The 22,324-nt window shown below is 69.0% G+C and carries 24 protein-coding genes; 16 read left to right on the top strand and 8 right to left on the bottom strand.

Annotation, left to right across the window (positions count from 1 at the left end; genetic code table 11):
* Nucleotides 1-2 precede the first annotated feature (2 nt).
* From G7043_RS30255 to G7043_RS30210, 11 genes are all read left to right on the top strand, one after another.
* Complete coding sequence (locus G7043_RS30255) at nt 3-986, top strand: sporulation protein (RefSeq protein WP_166051376.1); 984 nt, start codon at nt 3-5, stop codon at nt 984-986.
* 357 nt (nt 987-1,343) lie between these two features.
* Nucleotides 1,344-2,132: an SAM-dependent methyltransferase gene (locus G7043_RS30250; protein ID WP_166051374.1), complete on the top strand. Its 789-nt coding sequence runs from the start codon at nt 1,344-1,346 to the stop codon at nt 2,130-2,132.
* Between the two features lie 79 nt (nt 2,133-2,211).
* Complete coding sequence (locus tag G7043_RS30245) at nt 2,212-3,159, top strand: sensor histidine kinase (protein WP_166051372.1); 948 nt, start codon at nt 2,212-2,214, stop codon at nt 3,157-3,159.
* 117 nt (nt 3,160-3,276) lie between these two features.
* Nucleotides 3,277-3,411, top strand: coding sequence for a hypothetical protein (locus G7043_RS49565; protein ID WP_278185906.1), 135 nt, complete (start codon nt 3,277-3,279; stop codon nt 3,409-3,411).
* A complete protein-coding gene (gene kdpF, locus G7043_RS30240) occupies nt 3,408-3,509 on the top strand; it encodes a K(+)-transporting ATPase subunit F (protein WP_166051370.1) in 102 nt (33 codons plus the stop codon). The genes G7043_RS49565 and kdpF overlap by 4 nt, the downstream gene beginning before the upstream one ends.
* On the top strand, nt 3,509-5,131 hold the full coding sequence (kdpA, locus tag G7043_RS30235; protein ID WP_166051368.1) for a potassium-transporting ATPase subunit KdpA: 1,623 nt from the start codon (nt 3,509-3,511) through the stop codon (nt 5,129-5,131). The genes kdpF and kdpA overlap by 1 nt, the downstream gene beginning before the upstream one ends.
* Complete coding sequence (gene kdpB / locus G7043_RS30230; RefSeq protein ID WP_166051366.1) at nt 5,128-7,185, top strand: potassium-transporting ATPase subunit KdpB; 2,058 nt, start codon at nt 5,128-5,130, stop codon at nt 7,183-7,185. Before kdpA ends, kdpB begins: the two co-directional genes overlap by 4 nt.
* Nucleotide 7,186: 1 nt before the next feature.
* Nucleotides 7,187-7,711, top strand: coding sequence for a potassium-transporting ATPase subunit C (locus G7043_RS30225; RefSeq protein ID WP_166051364.1), 525 nt, complete (start codon nt 7,187-7,189; stop codon nt 7,709-7,711).
* Nucleotides 7,692-10,280, top strand: a complete 2,589-nt coding sequence (locus G7043_RS30220; protein WP_166051362.1) for a sensor histidine kinase — start codon at nt 7,692-7,694, stop codon at nt 10,278-10,280. The genes G7043_RS30225 and G7043_RS30220 overlap by 20 nt, the downstream gene beginning before the upstream one ends.
* Complete coding sequence (locus G7043_RS30215; RefSeq protein WP_166051360.1) at nt 10,277-10,954, top strand: response regulator; 678 nt, start codon at nt 10,277-10,279, stop codon at nt 10,952-10,954. The genes G7043_RS30220 and G7043_RS30215 overlap by 4 nt, the downstream gene beginning before the upstream one ends.
* On the top strand, nt 10,951-11,145 hold the full coding sequence (locus tag G7043_RS30210) for a hypothetical protein (RefSeq protein WP_166051358.1): 195 nt from the start codon (nt 10,951-10,953) through the stop codon (nt 11,143-11,145). The genes G7043_RS30215 and G7043_RS30210 overlap by 4 nt, the downstream gene beginning before the upstream one ends.
* On the opposite strand, the gene G7043_RS30205 is transcribed toward G7043_RS30210, so the two are convergent.
* Nucleotides 11,130-12,284: a DUF418 domain-containing protein gene (locus G7043_RS30205; RefSeq protein ID WP_166051356.1), complete on the bottom strand. Its 1,155-nt coding sequence runs from the start codon at nt 12,282-12,284 to the stop codon at nt 11,130-11,132. The genes G7043_RS30210 and G7043_RS30205 overlap by 16 nt on opposite strands.
* Nucleotides 12,285-12,506: 222 nt before the next feature.
* On the opposite strand from G7043_RS30205, the gene G7043_RS30200 reads away from it, so the two are divergent.
* Entirely contained in the window at nt 12,507-13,214 is a 708-nt protein-coding gene (locus G7043_RS30200; protein WP_166051354.1) for a GbsR/MarR family transcriptional regulator, read from the top strand.
* Between the two features lie 30 nt (nt 13,215-13,244).
* Here G7043_RS30200 and G7043_RS30195 read toward each other — a convergent pair whose 3' ends face one another.
* A complete protein-coding gene (locus tag G7043_RS30195) occupies nt 13,245-13,388 on the bottom strand; it encodes a hypothetical protein (protein WP_166051352.1) in 144 nt (47 codons plus the stop codon).
* Between the two features lie 365 nt (nt 13,389-13,753).
* On the opposite strand from G7043_RS30195, the gene G7043_RS30190 reads away from it, so the two are divergent.
* Nucleotides 13,754-14,953: a S8 family peptidase gene (locus tag G7043_RS30190; protein WP_166051350.1), complete on the top strand. Its 1,200-nt coding sequence runs from the start codon at nt 13,754-13,756 to the stop codon at nt 14,951-14,953.
* Nucleotides 14,954-15,013: 60 nt separating this feature from the next.
* Here the strand turns inward: G7043_RS30190 and G7043_RS30185 are convergent, their stop codons facing one another.
* A complete protein-coding gene (locus G7043_RS30185) occupies nt 15,014-15,442 on the bottom strand; it encodes a DUF6069 family protein (protein ID WP_207311934.1) in 429 nt (142 codons plus the stop codon).
* A 5-nt stretch (nt 15,443-15,447) separates the two neighbouring features.
* A complete protein-coding gene (locus G7043_RS30180; protein ID WP_166051349.1) occupies nt 15,448-16,308 on the bottom strand; it encodes an SDR family oxidoreductase in 861 nt (286 codons plus the stop codon).
* 107 nt (nt 16,309-16,415) lie between these two features.
* Here G7043_RS30180 and G7043_RS30175 point away from each other — a divergent pair, with 107 nt between their 5' ends.
* Nucleotides 16,416-16,820, top strand: a complete 405-nt coding sequence (locus G7043_RS30175; RefSeq protein WP_166051817.1) for a winged helix-turn-helix transcriptional regulator — start codon at nt 16,416-16,418, stop codon at nt 16,818-16,820.
* 52 nt (nt 16,821-16,872) lie between these two features.
* On the opposite strand, the gene G7043_RS30170 is transcribed toward G7043_RS30175, so the two are convergent.
* The 4 genes from G7043_RS30170 to G7043_RS30155 all read right to left on the bottom strand — a co-directional run bounded on the left by G7043_RS30170 (nt 16,873) and on the right by G7043_RS30155 (nt 20,248).
* On the bottom strand, nt 16,873-17,859 hold the full coding sequence (locus tag G7043_RS30170) for a hypothetical protein (RefSeq protein WP_166051348.1): 987 nt from the start codon (nt 17,857-17,859) through the stop codon (nt 16,873-16,875).
* Nucleotides 17,856-18,458 carry an RNA polymerase sigma factor gene (locus G7043_RS30165; protein ID WP_166051346.1) on the bottom strand — a complete coding sequence of 201 codons (603 nt, stop codon included), beginning with the start codon at nt 18,456-18,458 and terminating at the stop codon, nt 17,856-17,858. The genes G7043_RS30170 and G7043_RS30165 overlap by 4 nt, the downstream gene beginning before the upstream one ends.
* Nucleotides 18,459-18,500: 42 nt before the next feature.
* Nucleotides 18,501-19,682: a hypothetical protein gene (locus G7043_RS30160; RefSeq protein ID WP_166051345.1), complete on the bottom strand. Its 1,182-nt coding sequence runs from the start codon at nt 19,680-19,682 to the stop codon at nt 18,501-18,503.
* 83 nt (nt 19,683-19,765) lie between these two features.
* Nucleotides 19,766-20,248 carry an SRPBCC family protein gene (locus G7043_RS30155; protein WP_166051344.1) on the bottom strand — a complete coding sequence of 161 codons (483 nt, stop codon included), beginning with the start codon at nt 20,246-20,248 and terminating at the stop codon, nt 19,766-19,768.
* Nucleotides 20,249-20,379: 131 nt separating this feature from the next.
* Here G7043_RS30155 and G7043_RS30150 point away from each other — a divergent pair, with 131 nt between their 5' ends.
* Together G7043_RS30150 and G7043_RS30145 are read left to right on the top strand one after the other, a co-directional pair.
* Entirely contained in the window at nt 20,380-21,258 is an 879-nt protein-coding gene (locus G7043_RS30150) for a helix-turn-helix transcriptional regulator (protein WP_166051343.1), read from the top strand.
* A gap of 118 nt (nt 21,259-21,376) precedes the next feature.
* Nucleotides 21,377-22,300 carry a hypothetical protein gene (locus G7043_RS30145; protein ID WP_242642826.1) on the top strand — a complete coding sequence of 308 codons (924 nt, stop codon included), beginning with the start codon at nt 21,377-21,379 and terminating at the stop codon, nt 22,298-22,300.
* Nucleotides 22,301-22,324 lie beyond the last annotated feature (24 nt).

The raw sequence follows: 22,324 nt of genomic DNA, 5'->3' as shown, positions 1-22,324 counted from the left end.
ACTTGTTCAAGCGGATGCTCAGCGCGTTCGGCGTCGGCGGACCGTCCGTCGACACCGTGCTGGACTCACCGCACGCCGCGCCCGGCCAGGTGATCACCGGCCAGGTGCGCATCCAGGGCGGCAGTGCGGACGCCGAGATCGGCCAGGTCGTGCTGTCGCTCGTCACCCGCGTCGAGGTCGAGCACGGCGACCACGAGTTCGGTGGTGTGTCGGAGTTCTTCCGCCTGGTCGTGCAGCAGGGCGTGCGCGTTCCCGCCGGTCAGCTCGTCTCGATCCCGTTCCAGCTGCCGATGCCGTGGGAGACGCCGATCACCGCGGTCGGCGGCGGCCAGCTGCCCGGCATGACCGTGGGCGTGCGCACCGAGCTCGTGATCGCGGGCGCCCCGGACAAGGGCGACCTCGACCCGGTCCTGGTGCACCCGCTGCCGTCGCAGGACGCGGTGCTGGACGCCTTCGGGCAGCTCGGTTTCTCGTTCCGCAGCGCGGACGTCGAGGCGGGCCGTCTGCACGGCGTGCCGCAGGAGCTCGGCTTCTACCAGGAGATCGAGTTCTTCCCGCCCGGCCAGTTCGCGGGCCAGGTCTCGCAGGTCGAGCTGACGCTCGTGGCGAACCCGCACGAGCTGTACGTGATCCTCGAAGCCGACAAGCGCGGCGGCATGTTCTCCTCCGGTGGTGACGCGTTCGGTCACTTCCGCGCGTCGCACCAGGAAGCGCAGGCCACCGACTGGGCGTCCGCGATCAACGGCTGGCTCTCGCAGGTCGCCCAGCGCGGCCACGCGGGCTACAACCCGGCGTTCGGCGGTCAGCCCGGCTACGGGCACCAGGGTTACGGCCAGCACGGGCACCACGGCCACCACCGCAGCGGTCCTGGCATCGGTGGCGTGGTCGCGGCGGGCGCGGCGGGTGTCGTCGGCGGCATGGTCCTCGGCGAGGTCGTCGAGGAGGTCTTCGAGGACGACGGCGGCGACTTCGCGTTCGAGGAGTGACTCACCGCGCTCAGGCACCCGGCTCAGGGCCCCGGCAAAAGTCGTTTCTGCTGGTGGGGCGTCTGCAAGTACTACCAACCCTTGATCAAATCGCCGCTGACTGCACCCAACATGTTCGGTAGTTGCCGAACATGCTGAGCCGGGCGCGGTGGGATCGGCAGGGCCAGTTGGTAGTAGCGAAGTGCTTGTTGATGTTGGGTTGGCGGTACTTGCAGACGCCATCTGCAGCCAGGCGGATGACCTGACGGGACTTTGCCGCGGTTCTCAGGTTCCGGCTCGGCGGGCGACCACCACTCGCCCGCCGCGCCGGTACCGGTAGCGTCTCGCCGAACGGACGTCGACGGGGATGGAACGAGCATGGCGGACGAAGTCGACCTGACCCGGCCCAGCGCGGCGAGGGTGTACGACTACTACCTCGGCGGGGCGCACAACTTCGCGGTGGACCGGGAGATGGCCGAACAGGCGATCGGGCTGTGGCCGGACCTGCCGCTGATCATGCAGGCGAACAGGGCGTTCCTGCGCCGCGCCGTGCGGTTCTGCGTCGACGCCGGCATCCGCCAGTTCCTCGACCTCGGCTCCGGCATTCCGACGGCGGGCAACGTGCACGAGGTCGCCCAGGCGGCGGCGCCCGACGCGCGGGTCGTCTACGTGGACAGCGATCCCGTCGCCGTCGCCTACAGCCGCAGCATCCTCGCGGAGAACCCGCTGACCGCCGCCGTGCAGGCGGACCTGCGCAAACCGGAACAGGTTCTGGACAGCCCGGAAGTCCACTCGCTGCTGAACTTCGACGAGCCGATCGCGGTCATGATGGTCGCGGTGCTGCACTTCGTGTCCGACAGCGACGACCCGGCGGCCATCGTCGCCGGATATCGCGAGGTCATGGCACCCGGCAGCTTCCTGGCCGTCTCCCACGCGAGCCAGGACGGCCAGCCGGAGCAGGCGGGCGAGCACCAGGACCTCTACCGCCGCACCCCGACCCCGATGACCATGCGGACAAAGCCTCAGGTCACCGCTCTGTTCGAGGGCTTCGACGTGGTCGAGCCGGGTGTGGTGTTCCTGCCGCTGTGGAGGCCGGTCTCGCTCGACGACGTCGACGAACACCCGGAGCGGTTCAGCGGACTCGCGGCGGTCGGCCGCAAGGCGTGAATCCCGCTGGACGAGGGTAAGTCTGGAGGTGGGCAATGACCCTTCCAGGCACATCCACGTGAAATGAGCGCAGGCATCGATGAGAACCGCGGCAACTCAGCTGGAAGACCCGTTCGTCCACCCGGCGTTGTTCTACCGGGACGACGCCGAGTACCTGGCGGGCACCGTCGGGTTCATCACCGAGGGCCTGGAGGCGGGGGAGCCGGTGGCGGTGTCCGTGCCGGGGGCGAAGCTGCGCCTGTTGCGCGCCGAGCTCGGCGATGCGCAAGACCGCGTCCAGTTCTTCGACATGACCGAGGTCGGACGCAACCCGGGGCGGATCATCCCAGGTGTGCTGCGGGCGTTCGCGGACAAGCACCCCGGACGCCGCGTGCGCATCATCGGCGAACCGATCTGGCCGACTCGCACCGACACGGAGTATCCGGCGTGCGTCCAGCACGAGGCCTTGATCAACCACGCGTTCACCGGCCGTGAAGTGTCGATCCTGTGCCCCTACGACACGGCCGGGCTCAGCGAGCAGGCCCTGCGGGACGCGGTCGCCACCCACCCGATCCTGATCGACTCCAGCGGGCAGCGGGCGAGCGACGGCTACGCGCCCGATCGCATCGTCGACTCCTACAACCTGCCACTGGCCGTGCCACCGCTCACGGCCCAGCAGATGACGGTGCAACCCGGCAGCCTCCGGACGGTGCGGTGGCTGACGGCGGAGTGCGGTCATCGCATCGGTTTCCCACCGGACCGGCTCGACGACCTCCTGATGGCCGTCACGGAGCTGGCGAGCAACAGCATCGAGCACGGTGGCGGTACCGGCACCATGCACCTCTGGGCGGACGGCCCGGAGCTCGTCTGCCAGGTCAGCGACCGCGGGCACATCACCGACCCGCTCGTCGGACGCACCCCGCGAGAACCCCATCGGACGTCCGGTCGCGGGCTGCTCATGGTGAACCACGTCGCCGACCTCGTCCGGATGCACACCGGCCCGGACGGAACCACGATCGAGATCAGGTTCGTCTTCCACTCCAGCTGAGCGTCACCGCCGTGCCACGAAGGAATGAGGCCCGGATCTCTCGGGCCATCAAGAACGCGTAAAGACGGCCACCGAGGGTGTCAAGGTGCCGTCAGGCCGCCTGATCTGGTGCTTTCCGTGATGCACGCTATCGCCCGTCAAGACCATTTGTCGGGAAGGGAGCGCGTCATGGCCGATCTGGCCTACGCGTCGCTGCTCATCGGAGCGTTCCTCGTGCTCGCGCTGACGGTGCGCGGACTGGAGAAGCTGTGAGCGGCACCGGTCTGCTCGCGAACGCCGTCGGCGGCGTGCTCGCGTTGCTGCTGATCGTCTACCTGTTCGTCGCTCTCATCAGGCCGGAGAAGTTCTGATGTCACCTCTGGTGGCCGGCCTGGCGCAGGTCGGCATCCTTCTCGTGGCCTTGGCCGCGGCCTACCGGCCGCTCGGCGACTACATGGCGCGCGTGTTCGGGTCCGAGAAGCACTCGAAGCTGGAGCTCGCGATCTACCGGCTGGGCCGGGTGAACCCGGACGCCGAGCAGAAGTGGAGCACCTACGCCTACGGCGTGCTGGGCTTCTCGTTCGTCAGCGTGGTGCTGCTCTACGTCCTGCAACGGATCCAGTCGGTGCTGCCGTTCGACTTCGGTCGCGGCAACGTGCCGCCGGGCATGGCGTTCAACACGGCCGTCAGCTTCGTGACGAACACGAACTGGCAGTCGTACGTCCCCGAGACGGTCATGGGCCACACGGTCCAGATGGTCGGTCTGACCGTGCAGAACTTCGTGTCCGCGGCGGTGGGGCTCGCCGTCGCGGTGGCGTTGGTGCGGGGGTTCGTGCGGAGCCAGACCGATCGGCTCGGCAACTTCTGGGTCGACCTGGTCCGCGGCACGATCCGGATCCTGCTGCCGCTCGCGTTCCTCTTCGCGATCGCGTTGATCGCGTTGGGCGTCACGATGTCGCTCAAGTCCGGTGTGGACGTTGACGGACAGACCGTGGCGAACGCGCCGATCGCCTCGCAGGAGGCCATCAAGGAGCTCGGCACCAACGGTGGCGGTGTGCTGAACGCGAACTCGGCGCACCCGTTCGAGAATCCCGACGAGTGGTCGAACCTGATCGAGATCTTCCTGCTGCTGGTCATTCCGGTCGCGCTGACCCGCACGTTCGGTCAGCTGGTCGGGAACAGGAAGCAGGGCTACGTGCTGCTCAGCGTCATGGGCCTGATCTGGGGCGCGATGCTGGCGGTGATCTGGGCGGCCGAGGCGAACGGGCTGCGTCCGTTGGAGGGCAAGGAACTGCGCTTCGGCATCCCGGCCAGCGCGCTGTTCGCGAACTCGACGACCGGCACGTCGACCGGCGCGATCAACTCGCTGCACGACAGCTTCACCGGACTCGGTGGCGGCGGCACCATGCTGAACATGCTGTTCGGCGAGATGACGCCCGGCGGGGTGGGCACCGGCCTCTACAGCATTCTGGTGATGGCGATCATCGCGATGTTCCTGGCGGGACTGATGGTCGGGCGCACGCCGGAGTACCTGGGCAAGAAGCTGGGGCGCAAGGAGGTCACGGCGGCGGCGGTGTCGATCCTCGCGATGCCGACCGTGTTGCTGATCGGCGCGGGCATCGCGGCGATCCTGCCGAGCACGCAGGCGGCGTTGAACAATCCTGGCTCGCACGGTCTGTCGGAGATCCTCTACGCCTACGCGTCGGCGTCGAACAACAACGGCTCCGCGTTCGCCGGCATCACCGTGACCAACGACTGGTTCCAGGCCTCGCTCGGGATCTGCATGGCGTTCGGCCGGTTCATCCCCATCATCGCCGTGCTGGCACTGGCGGGTTCCCTTGCGGCGCAGAAGAAGGTGCCGGTCACGGCGGGCACGCTGCCCACCACCGGGCCGCTGTTCGCGACGCTGCTCGGCGGCAGCATCGTGCTGGTCGCCGCTCTGACGTTCGTTCCCGCTCTCGCACTCGGTCCCATCGCGGAGGCACTGCTGTGACCAGCACACTTCAGCGGACTCCCGAGGAGATCCGCGACCGCCACGCCGAGAACCTGGGCCACCAGGTCGGTTCGGGCATCTTCACCCCGCGGCAGTTGCTCACGTCGTTCCCGGACGCGCTGCGCAAGTTCGACCCGCGCTACCAGCTGCGCAACCCGGTCATGTTCGTCGTCTGGGTCGGTTCGCTGCTGGTCACGGTGTTCGCCGTGACCGACCCCAGTGTGTTCTCCATCGCCGTCGCGCTGTGGTTGTGGTTCACCGTGCTGTTCGCGAACCTCGCCGAGGCGGTGGCCGAGGGCCGCGGCAAGGCGCAGGCCGACTCGCTGCGCAGGACCAAGAAGGACGCGATCGCGCGCAGGCTCACCGAGGACGGCTCGGAGGAACGGGTTCCCGGCACCGAGTTGCGCATCGGCGACCTGGTGGTCGTGGAGGCGGGCGAGATCATCCCCGGCGACGGTGACGTCGTCGAAGGCATCGCCACGGTCGACGAGTCGGCCATCACGGGCGAGTCGGCGCCGGTGATCCGCGAGTCCGGCGGCGACCGGTGTGCCGTCACCGGTGGCACGACGGTGTTGTCCGACCGGATCGTCGTGCGGATCACGACGAAGCCAGGTGAGTCCTTTGTGGACCGGATGATCGCGTTGGTCGAGGGCGCGGAGCGGCAGAAGACGCCGAACGAGATCGCGCTGACGATCCTGTTGTCGACCTTGACGATCATCTTCCTGCTGGCGGTCGTGGCGTTGCAGCCGTTCGCGATCTATTCCGGTGGCGAGCAGTCGGTGATCGTGCTGACCGCGCTGCTGGTGTGCCTGATCCCGACGACGATCGGCGCGCTGCTGTCCGCGATCGGCATCGCGGGCATGGATCGGCTGGTGCAGCGCAACGTGCTCGCCACCTCCGGCAAGGCCGTCGAGGCCGCCGGCGACATCGACACGCTGCTGCTGGACAAGACCGGCACGATCACGTGGGGCAACCGGCGCGCGACCGAGTTCATCGCGGCCAACGGCACCGACGAACGTGTGCTGGCCGAGGCCTGCCGTCTGTCCAGCCTCGCCGACGGCACGCCTGAAGGCCGCAGCGTCGTCGAGCTGTGCGTCGAGAAGTACGGCCTGTCGGCTGAACCGACGGACGCGGAGAAGGTCGGCGAGTTCGTGTCGTTCACGGCGCAGACCAGGATGAGCGGCATCGATCTGAACGGCCGCAGCATCCGCAAGGGCGCCGCCAGTGCGTTCACCACCTCCGGCGAGGTTCAGGCGATCGTCGACAAGATCAGCGAGGACGGCGGCACGCCGCTCGTCGTCGCCGAGAACGACGAGGTGCTGGGTGTCATCCGACTGTCCGACGTCGTGAAGCCCGGCATGAAGGCGCGCTTCGCCGAGCTGCGCGCGATGGGCATCCGCACGGTCATGGTCACAGGCGACAACCCGTTGACCGCCAAGGCGATCGCGGCCGAGGCGGGCGTCGACGACTTCCTCGCCGAGGCCAAGCCCGAGGACAAGATGGCACTGATCCGCAAGGAACAGGAGGGCGGGCGGCTGGTCGCGATGACCGGTGACGGCACGAACGACGCGCCCGCGTTGGCGCAGTCGGACGTGGGTGTCGCGATGAACACCGGCACGTCGGCCGCGAAGGAGGCCGGCAACATGGTCGACCTCGACTCGGACCCGACCAAGCTCATCGAGATCGTGGAGATCGGCAAGCAACTGCTGATCACCCGTGGCGCGCTCACGACCTTCAGCGTCGCCAACGACCTGGCGAAGTACTTCGCGATCCTGCCCGCGATGTTCGCGGCGATCTACCCCGCGCTGGGGCAGCTCAACATCATGCGCCTGGCGACACCGCAGTCGGCGATCCTGTCGGCGGTGATCTTCAACGCGCTGATCATCGTGGCGCTGATCCCGTTGGCTTTGAAGGGTGTTCGGTACCGGCCGTCCAGCGCTTCGGCGTTGCTGCGGCGCAACCTGCTGATCTACGGCCTCGGCGGCATCGTGACGCCGTTCGCCGGGATCTGGCTGATCGACCTGCTCGTGCGACTCATCCCCGGGATCGACTGACATGGACAACTTTGCGAAGCAGTCGTGGGCGGGCCTGCGGATCCTGCTGGCCCTGACGGTGATCTGCGGCGTGCTGTACCCGATGGCGGTGTGGGGCGTGTCCCGCCTCCCCGGCCTGCACGGCAACGCCGAGGCCACCGACACCACGCTGGTGGCGGTCGTTCGCGAGGGCGACAGGTACTTCCAGCCACGCCCGTCCGCGGCGACGCTGCCCGCGTCGGGCGGCTCGAACAAGGGCGAGCTGAACGAGGACTACGACAAGGTCGTCGCCGAGCGCCGCACGGCTGTGGCACAACGCGAAGGCGTGTCGGAGGACCAGGTGCCGCAGGACGCGGTCACCGCGTCGGCGTCCGGCGTCGATCCGCACATCAGCCCCGAGTACGCGGCGATCCAGGTGCCGCGGGTCGCGCGGGCGTCCGGGCTGTCCGTGGAGAAGGTGCGGGAACTGGTCGCCGCCAACACCGGCGGCACGTTCACCAGGACCGTGAACGTGACGGCGTTGAACCGTGCCATCGACGCCGGCTGAGAAGCGCCGCGGCGAGCTGCGCATCTACCTCGGTGCCGCTCCCGGGGTCGGCAAGACCTTCGCCGTGCTCGGCGAGGCTCACCGGCGCCGGGAACGCGGTACCGACGTGGTCGTCGGCCTCGTCGAGACGCATGGACGGCAGAAGACCCAGACGCTGCTCGATGGCCTGGAGATACTGCCCCGCAACGAGATTCACCATCGTGGCGTCGAGTTCACCGAGATGGACGTCGACGCCCTGCTGGCCCGCGCGCCCGAGGTCGCGGTGGTCGACGAGCTCGCGCACACCAACGTGCCCGGCTCGCGCAACGAGAAGCGCTGGCAGGACGTCGAGGAACTGCTCGACGCCGGCATCGACGTCCTGTCCACGGTCAACGTCCAGCACCTCGAGTCGCTCAACGACGTGGTGGAACGGATCACCGGTGTCACGCAACGGGAGACTGTGCCGGACGAGGTGGTCCGCCGTGCGGAACAGGTCGAGCTCGTCGACATCACCCCGGAAGCGCTCAGGCGCCGCCTGGCGCACGGCAACGTCTACGCGGCACACAAGATCGATGCCGCGCTGGGCAACTACTTCCGGGTCGGCAACCTGACGGCGCTGCGCGAACTGGCGTTGCTGTGGGTCGCCGACCAGGTCGACGTCGCCTTGCAGCGCTACCGGCACGACCAGCGGATCACCGACACCTGGGAGACCCGCGAACGGGTCGTCGCCGCGATCACCGGCGGGCCGGAGAGCGAGACGCTCATCCGTCGCGCCCGGCGGATCGCTCTGCGCGCGGGCGCGGAACTCCTGGTGGTGCACGTGATGCGGGGCGACGGGCTCACCGGTGCGTCACCCGAGGTCGTGGCGAAGTGCCGCAAGATCGCCGAGGACCTCGGCGCGACGTTCCACTCGGTCGTCGGTGACGACGTGCCGACCGCGTTGCTGGAGTTCGCGCGCGGTGTCAACGCCACCCAGCTCGTGCTCGGCACGTCACGACGTTCCCGGTTGGCGCGGGCGCTCGACGAGGGCATCGGGGCCGCGGTGATCCACGACTCGGGCCCGATCGACGTGCACATGGTCACCCACGACGCCGCACGCCGCGGCCTGCGCTGGAAGATCGGCCGCAACGCGCTCGGCCGCGCCCGGCTGCTCGCGGGCTGGGCGGCGTCGGCGGTGCTGCCCGCGGTCGTCACCGTCCTGGGCCTGTTCTGGCGCGACGACATCGCCTACTCCACCGATCTGGTGGGATTCCTGCTCGCCACCTGTGTCGTGGCGCTGATCGGCGGCCTCGGCCCGGCGCTGGTCTCGGCCTTCCTCGGCGCCGGGCTGCTGAACTTCTACTTCACCGAGCCGTACCACAGCCTCGCGGTGAACACGCCGGAGAACGTGATCACCTTGGCGGCCATGGTGATCGTGGCGATGATCGTCGCGTTGGTGGTGGACCGCGCGGCACGCCTGGGGGAGCAGGGTGCCCGCGCCCGCACCGAGGCCGCGCTGCTCGCCTCCTACTCGCGCACGGTGCTGACCAGCCCGTATCCGCTGGCGCGGTTGCTGGAGAAGATCAGGGAGAACTTCGGCCTGGAGTCGGTGGCGCTGCTGGAGCGCCGGGGCGGCGGCTGGGAACGCGTGTCCTGCGTCGGCCCCCGGCCGTGTGACGAGCCGGACGAAGCGGACGCCGACGTGGCCGTCACGTCCGACATCCACCTGGCGTTGCGCGGGCGCACCCTGCCGGCGAGCGACCAGCGGGTGCTGGAGGCTGCCGCGGGCCAGGCGCTGATGGCGTTGCGGCAACAACGCATGGCCGCGGAAACCCTGGACGCGCAACGGAAGGTCGAGACGACCGAACTGCGCACCGCCCTGCTCTCCGCGGTGGGACACGACCTGCGCACCCCGTTGACGTCCATCAAGGCCGCGATCGGCAGCCTGCGCGACGCCGAGCTGAAACTGTCCGAAGAGGACACCGCAGAACTGATGGCCACTGTTGAGGAGTCCGCCGACCGGCTCAACGGCCTGGTGGACAACCTGCTGGACTCGTCCCGCCTCGCGACCGGCTCGGTCGAACCGATCATCCGCCCGGTCGGCTACTACGAGGTCGTGGCCAGGGCGTTGTCCGGCGTCGACGAGCGCAACACGATCTCCGTCAGCGTCGACGAGGACCTGCCACCCGTGCGAGCCGATGTCGGGTTGCTCGAACGCGTGGTGGCCAACGTCATCGACAACGCCTTGCGGCACGGCCGATTGTCGCCACGACGGTGCGTCGATGTGGACGGAGACGGGCACGTCGCTCTCGACGAACCGGAGATCGCCGTACGCGCCAGCGCCCACGGTGACCACGTCGAGTTGCGGATCGTCGACCACGGGCCCGGTCTGCACAAGAAGGTGGTGGACCGGATCTTCACGCCGTTCCAGCGGCTGGGCGATCGTGACGCGACACCTGGTGTGGGCCTGGGGTTGAGCGTCGCCAAGGGATTCACGGAAGCCATGGGCGGTGAGATCAGCGCGGAGGACACGCCAGGCGGCGGCCTTACAGTCATCATTTCTCTAGAAGCGGCTGGCTCGTTGCCCGCGCACAAGGAGACGTGGGCATGACTTCGGTATTGGTCGTAGACGACGAGCCGCAGATCGTCCGGGCACTGCGGATCAACCTCAGCGCCCGCGGCTACGACGTGCTGACCGCGTTCGACGGGAAGACCGCACTGAGCGTGGCCGTGGAAGGCAAACCCGACGTGGTGGTCCTCGACCTCGGTCTGCCGGACATCGACGGTGTGGACGTCATCGCCGGCCTGCGCGGCTGGTCGTCGATGCCGATCATCGTGCTGTCCGCGCGCACCGACTCCTCGACCAAGGTGGAGGCGCTGGACGCGGGCGCCGACGACTACGTGACCAAACCGTTCGGCATGGACGAGTTGCTGGCGCGACTGCGCGCCGCCGTCCGCAGGAAGACCACGCAGGTGGTGGACGAGCCGATCGTGCGGACGTCGACCTTCACCGTCGACCTCGCGGACAAGCGAGTGCACCGCGAGGACCGCGAAGTGCACCTGACGCCCACGGAATGGGGACTGCTGGAGATCCTCGCCCGCCATCCCGGCCGTCTGGTGTCGCAGAAGCAGCTCCTGCAGGAGGTGTGGGGACCGATGCACGTCAACGAAACCCAGTACCTGCGCGTGTACCTGGCCCAGTTGCGCCGCAAGCTGGAGCACGATCCCGCGCACCCCAAGCACCTGATCACCGAGCCCGGCATGGGCTACCGCTTCCAGCTGTGAAAGACCGTTCACGGGCGGGGGAGATGGAACAGGGCCGCAAGGTGCTCGACGAGGTGCTCGCGGCCAACCCCAACGTCCAGTTGAGCGCGAAGGTCCCGAGCAACCACAGCAAGATCCTGCGCAACGACTCCCCGGCCGTCGCGCAGGCCGTGCGCGAACTCGTCGCCACGAAGGGCTACGCGGCCGGCTGAGCGGTGGCGCGCGGGTACGACATCCGGCGCAGCAGGACCTCCATGGGTCCGCGCTGCCCGGTGCGGCGCATCCACTCGGCGAGCAGCACCGAGACGATGAACACCACCGCGGCGATGCCGTAGCTACCGGCCAAACTCACGTTGTCGCTCAGGTTGAGGGTGAACGGGTAGAACAAAGCCAGCCACACGACGGACTGGAACAGGTAGAACGTCAGAGACCGCTGGCCCAGCGCGGCCAGAGCGGTGGTCACCGGTCCAGGCCTGTCCCCGATGCGGGCGGCGGCCAGACCGACGGCCGCGGCCAGGCCGATGCCGCCCGCGAACCCGGTCAGGTCGTGCGCGACGGCGACTGCCCACTGCACGCCGATCGCGTTGCTGTGCCACACCCCGGCGGCCAGCAGCGCGGCGGGCAGCCGGCCGAGCACCGCCAGGGCGAGCAGTCCGACGGCGGCGCGGCGCAACGTCGTGCGGTGCTCGGCAGGGCGGTCCAGGAACTGGCGGCGGGCGGCCCGGATCCCCAGCAGCATTCCGGGCAGCACCATGACGACACCCAGCAGCGCCTGCGCGGGCTTGGTCACGTTGGCGAGCACGTGCGCGCCGTAGCTGGGTTCCATGAACGCGGCGAAGGTGACCGGTGCACCGGCTTCGAGGCCGAGTTGGGCGTTCACGCTCTGCCAGGCGAGCAGCAGCGTCGCGGGCACCAACGTGCACGCGGCGGTCCAGGTGAGCGTCTTGTCCGTGGCGCGCACCAGCGGGGTGAACAGCAGCAGGGCGAGGCCGTAGATGGAGACGATGTCGATCGGTACGAGCAGAACGGTGTGCGCGAACCCGATGAGGACGAGCCAGACGCTGCGGCGCCGCAACAGCCCGCGCAGCCCCGGCCAGTCGCCGCCGCGGGCGTGGTGCCGGTGAGCGAGTTGCCCCAGGCCGTAGCCGAACAGGAACACGAACATCGCGCGCGCCTGGTTGTCGGCGACCAGCGACTTGACGAACAGCGTGACGTCGTCGAGCAACGGCATCCCGGACCGCCAGGAGCTCAGAAATCCCGGCGCATGCGCCAGCGCGATGAGCAACAGCATCAGGCCGCGCGCGAGATCGGGAGCCAGTGAACGGCCGGTCGGGACGGGATCGGTTGTCATGTCAGCTCGTGTCCTGTTCGGATGCGGATCTTCACTTCCTGCGAAAAGTAGGTAGCGTTTACGAAACGGTCAACGATCTAGATAGCGCTGATAGTGCATATGAGCTGGTCGTATGCATGCGATTCGTGCGTTGGCCGTGACGATGAATGCAACAGTCGGCGTTGCGATGACTCCTGTGTGCGAATAGCCTCTGCGCACGAGCCGCAGGAGAGTTGAGCGTCCATGACCCAGGGCAGGTTGACCCCGCAGGACCGGCAGCGCATCGCAGCCGGACTCGCTGCCGGGCACGGGTACACCGAGATCGCCAGGCGCCTGGGCCGGCCCACCTCGACGGTCACCCGCGAAGTGGCGCGCAACGGCGGACCCGCCGACTACCGGCCGGGGGAGGCGCAGCGGGCTTCCGTGCGGCGCGCGCGTCGCCCCAAGAACTCCTCCGCGCGCCCGGCGCCGGCGGATCCGCAGGGGCGCACCCCTGAGGCGGTGGCCGACGCCTTCGAGGAACTCACCACCATGCTGGCGCACACTGGCCTGCCTCAGATGGCGTCCAGTGTGTTCGCCGCCCTTTACGTCACCGACTCCGGCAGCTTGACCGTCGCCGAGCTGGTGCGGCGGTTGCGGGTCAGCCCGGCGTCGGTGTCGAAAGCGGTGGGATTCCTGGAATCGCAAGGTCTCATCCGGAGAGAGCGCGACTCCTCCGGCCGTCGCGAGCGGTACGTCCTGGGCGACGACATGTGGTACCGGTCGCTGCTGGCGACTGCCCAGCGCAACGTCGAACTGGCCGCGAGCGCCCGCCGCACCGCGACGATCCTCGGCCCCGCCACTCCGGCCGGCGCCCGGCTGACCGAGGGTGCCGAGTTCCTCGACCGCATCGGCGAGGAGCTCGTCCAGGCCGTCGAGCGTTGGTGGAGAACGGGTTCCTCGACGGCCTGACCTCGATCTCGTGCCACCGAGCAGGTGGCGTCAGCGCGGTGACTGTCCCGTGTCAGGGAGGTCGATGATCGTCACCGCCATGACCGAGTTGCGAATGACCAGGCGTACCAACAAGAACAGTGCCCGACTGCTGCAGTCCTCACCGGGCAGTTCAAGGTCGTCGACATCACCCACCAGAACCCCTCCTGGGCGTCCAGCGCCGGTGAGATCATCTCGACCACCAAGGACCTGCACACGTTCTTCGGGCCGGCCTCGCGGTAATGCGGCGAGTGACAATTCCGACATAGGTCGCTCACAGCAAATTCACAGAATGCCGGTCGGCGTGTCCGAATGGCGAGAAGAAGCACGTCAGCGATGTTTTGACATCTGCTGAAACTGGCAAATTTCATTCCTTTCCTTTCGGGGAACCGGATACTTACGCTCTGCACGAACCCAGGGCACTGTGCCTCTGGGGCGAGGACGAACACGTGGCAGATGCGCCCTACCCTGCGAAAACCTCCTGGGGCGCGTCTCGTCACTGTTCGAGAACGGAAACACACATGCAAAAGTCACGAAACGTCCGGTTCCTGGCCGGGCTCGGGATGACCAGCACCGTCGCCCTTTCCATCCTGGTCGTGCCCGCGCACGCCGCGGAGGGCGAGATCCGTTCCGCCGACGCCGCGGAAAAGGTTCCGAACAGCTACGTCGTCAAGCTGAAGGACACTCCTGCCTCGGTGCACGCCACCGAAGCCACCGCGAATGCCGTGGCGGCCCGCAACGGCGGCGGGGTCGACCGCGTCTTCGGCAGCGCACTGCGCGGCTTCACGGTGAAGCTGTCCGAGCGGCAGGCCAAGCGCCTCGCGGCTGACCCCGCGGTCGAGTACGTCGAACAGGACCAGGTCTTCCACACCGACACCACCCAGACCAACCCGCCGTCGTGGGGACTGGACCGGATCGACCAGGCGTCGCTGCCGCTGAGCAGCTCCTACAACTACACCTCGACCGGTAGCGGCGTGAACGTCTACGTGATCGACACCGGCGTGCGGATCAGCCACTCCACCTTCGGCGGCCGGGCGAAGAACGGCTACGACTTCGTCGACAACGACGCGGTCGCGCAGGACGGCAACGGTCACGGCACGCACGTGGCGGGCACCATCGCGGGCAGCACCTTCGGCGTCGCCAAGGCCGCCACCGTGTACGGCGTCCGCGTGCTCGACAACGCGGGCAGCGGCACGACCGCCGGTGTCGTCGCCGGCATCGACTGGGTCACCGCGAACGCGATCAAGCCCGCGGTGGCGAACATGAGCCTGGGCGGTGGCGCTTCGACCACGATCGACGCCGCCGTCAACCGCTCCATCGCCGCGGGCGTGACCTACGCGGTGGCGGCGGGCAACAGCAACGTCAACGCGTCGAGCACCTCCCCGGCCAGGGTGGCCGCCGCGATCACCGTTGGCGCTACCACCAACACGGACGCGCGCGCCAGCTACTCGAACTTCGGTTCGGTGCTGGACATCTTCGCGCCCGGCTCGTCGATCACGTCCTCCTGGAGCACCAGCGACACCGCGACGAACACCATCAGCGGCACGTCGATGGCCACCCCGCACGTGGTCGGCGCGATCGCCCGTTACCTGCAGAACAACCCGTCGGCGACGCCCGCCCAGGTCGCGAGCGCCCTGACCTCCGGTGCCACCACGGGCAAGGTGACCAGCGCCGGCTCGGGTTCGCCGAACCGCCTGCTGTACCTGGCTCCCGGCGCCTGATCGAGCAGAAGGGGGTCTTCGCTCCGCAGTAGCGGAACGAAGACCCCCTTCGAGGCTTGATCAGGCTCGGACGGTCGCGTCCTGGGACCTGTCCGCGGGCAACGGCAACACCTTGCGGAAGATCGGCACCGCGACCGCGGCCACCACGACGTGCATCAGCATCAGGGCGATCACGCCGACCGGGCTCGCGCCGGGCATGCCGAACAGCAGCAGGTCGGGCACCAGCGACACGGCGACCACGATCGGCACCACCTTGCGCAGCACGGCGTTCGGCCGGGCGGCCCTGCGGCGGATCAAGGCCCACGCCACGGCGGCCACCACCACGCCGATCGCGGTGAGGAACACGTAGGCCTGGGGCGCGAGGCCCTGGATCACCTCGGCCGAGGCGCCGAGTTCCTGAGCGGCGAAGGACACGGCGGTGTTGACCGCGGAGGCCAGCACGATCGTGGCCAGCACGCCGAGGATGACGTTGATCTTGTTCGTGGCCACGACGGTCAGCCCAGGTTCTTGAGCAGCGAAGTGACCGCGTCGTCCAGGCTGGTGGTGGGACGGCCGAGCAGCGTGCGCAGGTCGCCGCTGTCGGAGGCCAGCTCACCGTCGGCGATCGCGCGGTCGGCGTCCACGAGCATGTCCGCGACGAACTCGGGCAGGCCCGCGCCCAGCAGGATGCTCCGGTGCTGCTCCGCGGGCACGTTCTGGTAGGCGACCGGCTTGCCGGAGATCCGGGCGATCGCCTCGGCGAAGTCGGCGTAGCTCCACGCCTCGTCCGCGGCGAGCTCGTAGACCTTGTTCTCGTGGCCGGTGCCGGTGAGCACCTCGACCGCGGCACCGGCGTAGTCGGCGCGCGGCACACCGCCGAGCTTGCCCTCACCCGCGCTGCCGAGGATGGCGCCGGTCGCCAGCGCCTGGGCGACGGCCTGCTCGTAGTTCTCGGTGTACCAGCCGTTGCGCAGGAACGTGAACGGGATGCCCGAGTCGCGGATGACCTCTTCGGTGGCCTTGTGCTCCGGAGCCAGGACGATCGCGGTGGTGTCGGCGCTCAGGACGCTGGTGTAGACGATGTGCGCCACGCCGGCGGCCTTGGCGGCCTCCACGGCGGCGGTGTGCTGGGGAACACGTTGGCCGACCTCGCTGCTGGAGACCAGCAGCAGCTTCTCCGCGCCCGCGAACGCCTCGGCCAGCGTGGACGGCTGGTCGTAGTCCGCGACGCGCACCTGCACACCGAGCGCGGCCAGGTCAGCGGCCTTCTCGGGCGTCCGCACCGCGGCCACGATCTCCTCCGCCGGGACCTTGCGTGCGAGTGCTTCCACGACCAGGCGGCCGAGGTGTCCGGTGGCACCGGTGACGACGATCATCGAGGTTCTCCTTCGTGTCTGTACTGGCACTAGGTTTGTACAAACTTTTAGAAAGTGCAACCCCTGAGTGAGTACCGTCTCTTGGATCGTGCGGCGGAATGGGTAGTATGGGAGGTGTGAGCGATGTGACGAGACCCGCGGACGAGCACGACAAGTTCCTGTTCGACGTGTTCGCGCAGCGCTGTCCGTCCCGCTCGACGCTGGAACACCTGACCGGCAAGTGGGGCACGCTGGCGATGGTGGCCCTGCACGAGGGCACGTTCCGGTTCAACCAGCTGCGCCGCCGGGTCGACGGGGTGAGCGAGAAGATGCTCGCGCAGACGCTGCAGGCGCTGGAGCGGGACGGGTTCGTCCACCGCGAGGCACAGCCGACGATCCCGCCCAAGGTGGAGTACAGCCTGACCGACCGCGGCCGGCACACCGCGGAACTGCTGCTCGGCCTCATCCAGGACGTCGAGTCGCAGATGCCGGACGTGATGGAGGCGCGGCAGCGTTACGACGCGGCCAGGTGAGAGCACCGCGCTCGCCGTGACCGTCCGGTGTGGACGGCCACGGGAGTCGGGGTCAGCTGACGCCTTCGGCCAGTTCGATCACCTGCTGCTGGGTGAAGTCGGCGGGGACCTGGAGCTGGAAGGCTCTGCCGTCGGGCAGGGGAGCCTGCAGCATCCACTGCTTTCCGGGGATCTGGACGAGGTCGCCCTGCCGGCCGTTGACGGACACACCGATGGTGTCCCGGGGCCCGCCTTCGACGGCCTGCCCGTAGTTCGGCACGAGCCCGAGCATGGTGCTCACGTGGATGGTCCGGTTCGGGTTGTTCGGGTCTCGCAGCGAGGTGACCGCTCCCGCGCCGTCCGGGGCGGCGCCCTTGAAGGCGTAGAGCTCCCACCCGGCCGGGGCGACGTTGATGTCCAGGCTCAACCGCTTGTCCGTGTCGACCAGGGTGTCGGCCAGCGAGCGGACCGTGTGCTCGTCGGCGTAGCGGCCGGTACCGGTGAGTTTGATCCACTGGCCGGGTGACCGTTCCCAGGTGAGGGCCACCTGGCGGAACGCGGGTTCTTTCTGGTCGACCTTCTCGAGCACGGCCGGCTTGCCGGCGTACGTCGTCCGGGCACCGTCGCTGCTCCGCCGGTTCGAGGAGACGATGACGGAGATGGCGCTCATCTCCTCGCCGGGTTTCTTGTCAGCGTCGCTGTAGACCGCGGCGAGCCATCCGGGTTCCGCGGTGAAGCCCGGCGCGGTCACGCCGTCCGGGACCGGGTTCAGCTCTGGCGGCAGGGCCGGCATGTCGAACTTGATCAGCACTGGTGCCTCGTAGGTGGGAATCGGCGTGTCGGTGCCGCCGGTCGCGATGACCCCGGTGACGACGGCGACCGCGACAGCCGCGGCGGCGACGACCACCGTGCGGCGACGGAGGTGCACCGGCCGGCTGGTCGTGGCGGGTGTGGCGGCGTGGATCTCGGCCAGCAGGTCGGCGCGGGCCTTGGCCAGCACGTCGGCGGACAGCGGGGTCGGCTCCGGGCCGTGCTCCCGGATCATGGTGAACTCGTTCATGCTGTCTCCTCGGTGGTCAGCCAGAGGTCGCTGAGGCGGTCGCGAACCTTGCCGCGGCCGCGGTGCAGCCGGGATCGGACGGTGCCGACCGGGATGTCCAGCGCGACGGCGATCTCGGCGTAGGACAGCTGCGCGTAGGTCCACAGCAGCAGCACGTCGCGGTCCTCGTCGGTCAGCGCGGCCAGTGCTTCGGCCAACTCGTCGCGCAGCGCCTGGGCATCCACGCGGCCGGCCACCTCACCGAGTTCGGTCGTGGCCTCGACGTGCCCGGCCGCGCGGCCGAACGCCCGGTACCGCCGCTCCTCGTCGCGGGCGTGCCGGCGCACGAGGTTGGTGGCGATGCCGAACAGCCACGCCCGCACCGGCGCGCGGCCGGGCACGTAGCCGGTCCGGCCGCGGAACGCCAGCAGGAAGGTCTCGCTCACCAGGTCGTCCGCCAGCACGCCGACCCGCCGGGACAGGTACCCGTGCACGACCGGGGCGTACCGGTCGAAGATCGTCGCGAACCGTTCCGGCGTGGCCAGCGACTCGGTGAGCAGGTCCTCGTCCGAGATCTCAGGCGGCGGCTCGCCGCGCCGAGGAGGTTTTGACGTGGTCATGCTTCCTGTTGCCCGAAGTCGTGATCCGGTTCCCGGTGCGGCTCAGAGCGCTCCGCCAGGCCGGCGTCCGGCGGTCAGAGCCTCGACCTGCTCCGCGGTGAACGGCGGGTCGAGCAGATCACCGCGCAGGGCGTGGCAACGGAACATGTCCGCGATGTAGTGCATGCGGTCCGGCAGATCGGCCCAGTCACGGGCGGCCGTGCCGAGCAGGCTGTCCGCCGTCGGGTCGATGATGTCGAGCATCGCCAGCAGTTCACGGTCGGACAGCTTCGCGAGCAGCGGAGGAAACGTCGCGGGCAGATCGTCACTCAGGTCGAGCAGCTCACCGCCCGGCAGCGCGAGGGTCATCAGGTGCTTGGTGACCGCCCGGCGAACCAGCACACGCGCCTGGCTCGCCAGCCGCTCACTGGCGGCCCGCACGGCGCCCCGTCTGCCGAGCACGGTCAGCAACGTCCGGCGCACCCACCTGACCACCCGGTTGCCCGGCAGGAGCAGGTCGAGCAGGCGGCGTTCGAGTTCGCCGGGGTCGACCACCGGTGCCTCCAGCGCGGCGGCGATCTCCGGCTGCAGCCGAGTCTGCTCGTGCAGGCCGATCTCGATGTTCGCCAGCAGCAGCAGTTCGGCCCGCTGCTTCGGGTCGTGGGTGGTCATCGCACGGTGGTACCGGGTGAAGGCCTGCCGGAGGTAGCGCTGCCCCTCGGGCGGCTCACCGGGCCGCAACGCGTCGCAGAACTCGGCGATCCGCTCGGCGCTGGACGGATCGTCGGCGACCTCGGCGAGGAAACGCGCGAACTCCCGCGCGATCTCCTCGAAGACCTTGAGGTTCCCCCGTGCCGACGCGGCACTCACGTCGTCGAGCCGTGCGGTCGTCACCACGGCCCGGCGCACCAGCTCGGGTGGCACGGCCTTTTTCAGACCTTGCGCCACCAGGTCGACCCCGGCAGCCACCTCGGGTGAGGACTTCAGCAGGCGCTCGACCGTGCGCGCCACGTCCTCCTGCCGAATCGTCTGCCCCACCTGCTTGGACGCCCACACCGCGAAGGTGCACCAGTTCGCGGCCCCGCCGGTGTGGGAGGCCAGCGCCCGTGACAACCGGTGGTAGCAATGGGTGATCTGCAGGTTGCGGACGACGGGGTCGGCGTGCGCCGCGATCCGGTCGACGTCCGTCACCGACGGCGTGCCCTCACCGCTGAGCTCGTGCAAGTCCGTACCGGCCTGACTCATCGACGCCGACCTTTCTCCCCAGGGGTCACCTCTCCTAGGTCGTCCTGAGAGCGGTGAACGTGACACCGCGCCCACCGCCGTGCTCAAGCCGACCGGTTGGTCGTGATCCATTCGGCGAGCTGGATGAGCGTGGTTTCAGCGCTCGCCGCCATGTACTCGCGCAGCTCGTCCACCTCCGCCCGAGTGCTGCCGAGGACCGGGTCCAGGCGGAGCAACCGCCACGACTGCTCCGCCACGGAGCCGCGGCCCTGAGGGCGGAACGTCCAGCTCCACTCGACGATGCCGTTCTCCGCTCCGCCGACGACGAAGGCGAACGCCGCACCCGGTTCGGCTTTCACCACCTGCGAGCGCGTCGTCCACTCCTTGCCGTCCCTGCGGTTGCGGCCGCTGAACCACGCGCCGATCTCGGGGCCGGAACCCTCGTCGAAGACGATGTCGCTCGCGTTCGGACTCCACCGGCTGATCGAGGACACATCGCTGACGAGGCGGTAGAGGTCGGCAGGTGTGGCATCGACCCAGGCACGACGCGTGAAGGTGAAGTCGTGCAGATCGGTGTTGGTGCTCATGGTGATCCTTTGTTCGGCTCTTCTCCGGCAGGGCCCAGTTCAATCGCCGTCCCCGCGTGCGCACCATTCCCTGCTCTGCGTATCCCTGGCTGGGACAGGTAACGCGTTCGGATCCGGCACATACTCGTTCCATGACTGCGGGACTGGGGGACTTCCTGAAGACGCGGCGCTCGCAGCTTCGTCCCGAGGACGTCGGCGTACCGACCTACGGTGAGCGGCGGCGGGTGCCAGGTCTGCGACGGGAGGAGCTGGCGCGCCTGGCCGGTGTCAGCTGCTCCTACTACACCAGGCTCGAACAAGGGCATTCGACGAGCGCCTCGACCGAGGTGCTGGACGCGCTCGCCACCGCCCTGCAACTGGACGAGGCTGAACGGCAGCACCTGCACGCCCTGGCAGGCCCGGCGAAACAGGCTCGCCGGGCGCGTCGCTCGGCACCCGAGCGCGTGTCGGAGGCGACCGGACAGCTGCTCGACGCGCTGGCTGGTGTCCCGGCGATCGTGCTGGGCCGCCGCAGCGACGTACTCGCCTGGAACAGGCAAGGGCACGCGCTGTTCGCGGGCCATCTGGACTTCGGCGCACTGCAGGCGGCACGACGTCCGAACATGGCCCGACTGGTGTTCCTGGACCCGCACACCCGTGAGCTGTACGTGGACTGGCCGAGCAAGGCCAAGGCAGTGGTGGGAAATCTGCGCCTGATGGCCGGGCAGCATCCGGACGACGCCGCGCTGCACGAACTGGTGGGGCAGCTGAGCGCGAAGAGCGCCGAGTTCGCCTCGATGTGGGCCGACCACCGCGTCAAAGCCTGCACCACGGCCGACTACGAGATGCGGCATCCCCTGGTCGGTTCGCTGACCGTCACGCAACAGACCCTGAGCAACGGACCGGGGCCCAGCATCGTGGTCGCCACCGCACCAGCGGGTTCGCCTTCACACACCACGCTTTCCCTGCTCGCCCAAGCCATCGCGCCGAGCACGTCGGCCTCGTCGGCAAACCTGCTCAGCATCGGCTGATCCACCCGTCACCCCCCTTTCGCACGGCCGCGCACCTCCACCGCGCTGCCGCATGCCCGAAAACAGTGAGGAAAGCATCTCCGTGAACTCTGTCAGGCACACGTTCGTAGCTGCGGTCTTGGCCGCGGGTTCCCTCGTCGCGGTCGGCGCCACGCCGGCGTCGGCCGTCTCGTTCCCGCTCTGCGGAGCGCGCATCGTCCAGCACTTCGACCTGGCCAAGGGCCAGACGCCGGAGAGCATCGTGCTGTCACCGGACGGATCCGCCCACGTGGCTTTCGCCAAGGCGCGGCAGATCGCCGAGATCTCGCCGACCGGCGTGATTCGCGTCCTGGCCACGCTGCCCGCGCCCGCGGACGGCGGAGTCAACACACCCGCTTTGGGCTTTCCGCTCACCGTCGGCATCGACCGGGCGCCCGACGGCACGCTGTTCTTCTTGTACGCCACCGGAACCGCCGACCTGACCGGTGTCTGGAGCCTCAGTCCCGGCGGCACACCGCGGCGCATCGCACCTCTGCCCGCCACCAGCCTGCCGAACGGGCTGGCACTGGACCAGCGCACCCGCACGCTCTACGTCGCGGACTCCACGGGTGTGGTCTGGCGGGTGCCCACCACCGGTGCCGGCGCCGCTGCCGTCTGGTCGTCCGACGGAGAGCTCGCACCGGCCGGCTTCCTCGGCGCGAACGGTCTCAAGTTCCGCGACGGTGCGGTGTGGGTGACCAACCTCGACCGGGGCACCCTCCTGCGCATTCCGGTGCGCGCCAACGGCAACGCGGGTCCCGCCCAGGTCACGGCCACCGGGCTGACCGGAGTCGACGACTTCGCCTTCACCGGCAGGGGCAACGAGATCATCGCCGCACTGCACACCGCCAACCAGGTCGCGCTGGTCAAGCCCGACGGCACCCACACCGTGGTCCTGACCGGTGCCGACGGGCTCCAGGGTCCGACCTCGATCGCGGTGCGCGGCCGCACCGTCCACGTGCCCAGCGCCGCCTACCTCACCGCGAAGGACCCCAACCTCCTGCAAGCCCACCTGGGTCGCTGACCGACCTGCGGCGTCCACATCGGA

Source organism: Lentzea alba (assembly GCF_011067745.1).
In the GTDB taxonomy this organism is placed as follows: Bacteria; Actinomycetota; Actinomycetes; order Mycobacteriales; family Pseudonocardiaceae; genus Lentzea; species Lentzea alba.
The sequence above is the reverse complement of the archived record's forward strand: the minus strand, read 5'-3'. Positions and strand labels throughout refer to the sequence as shown.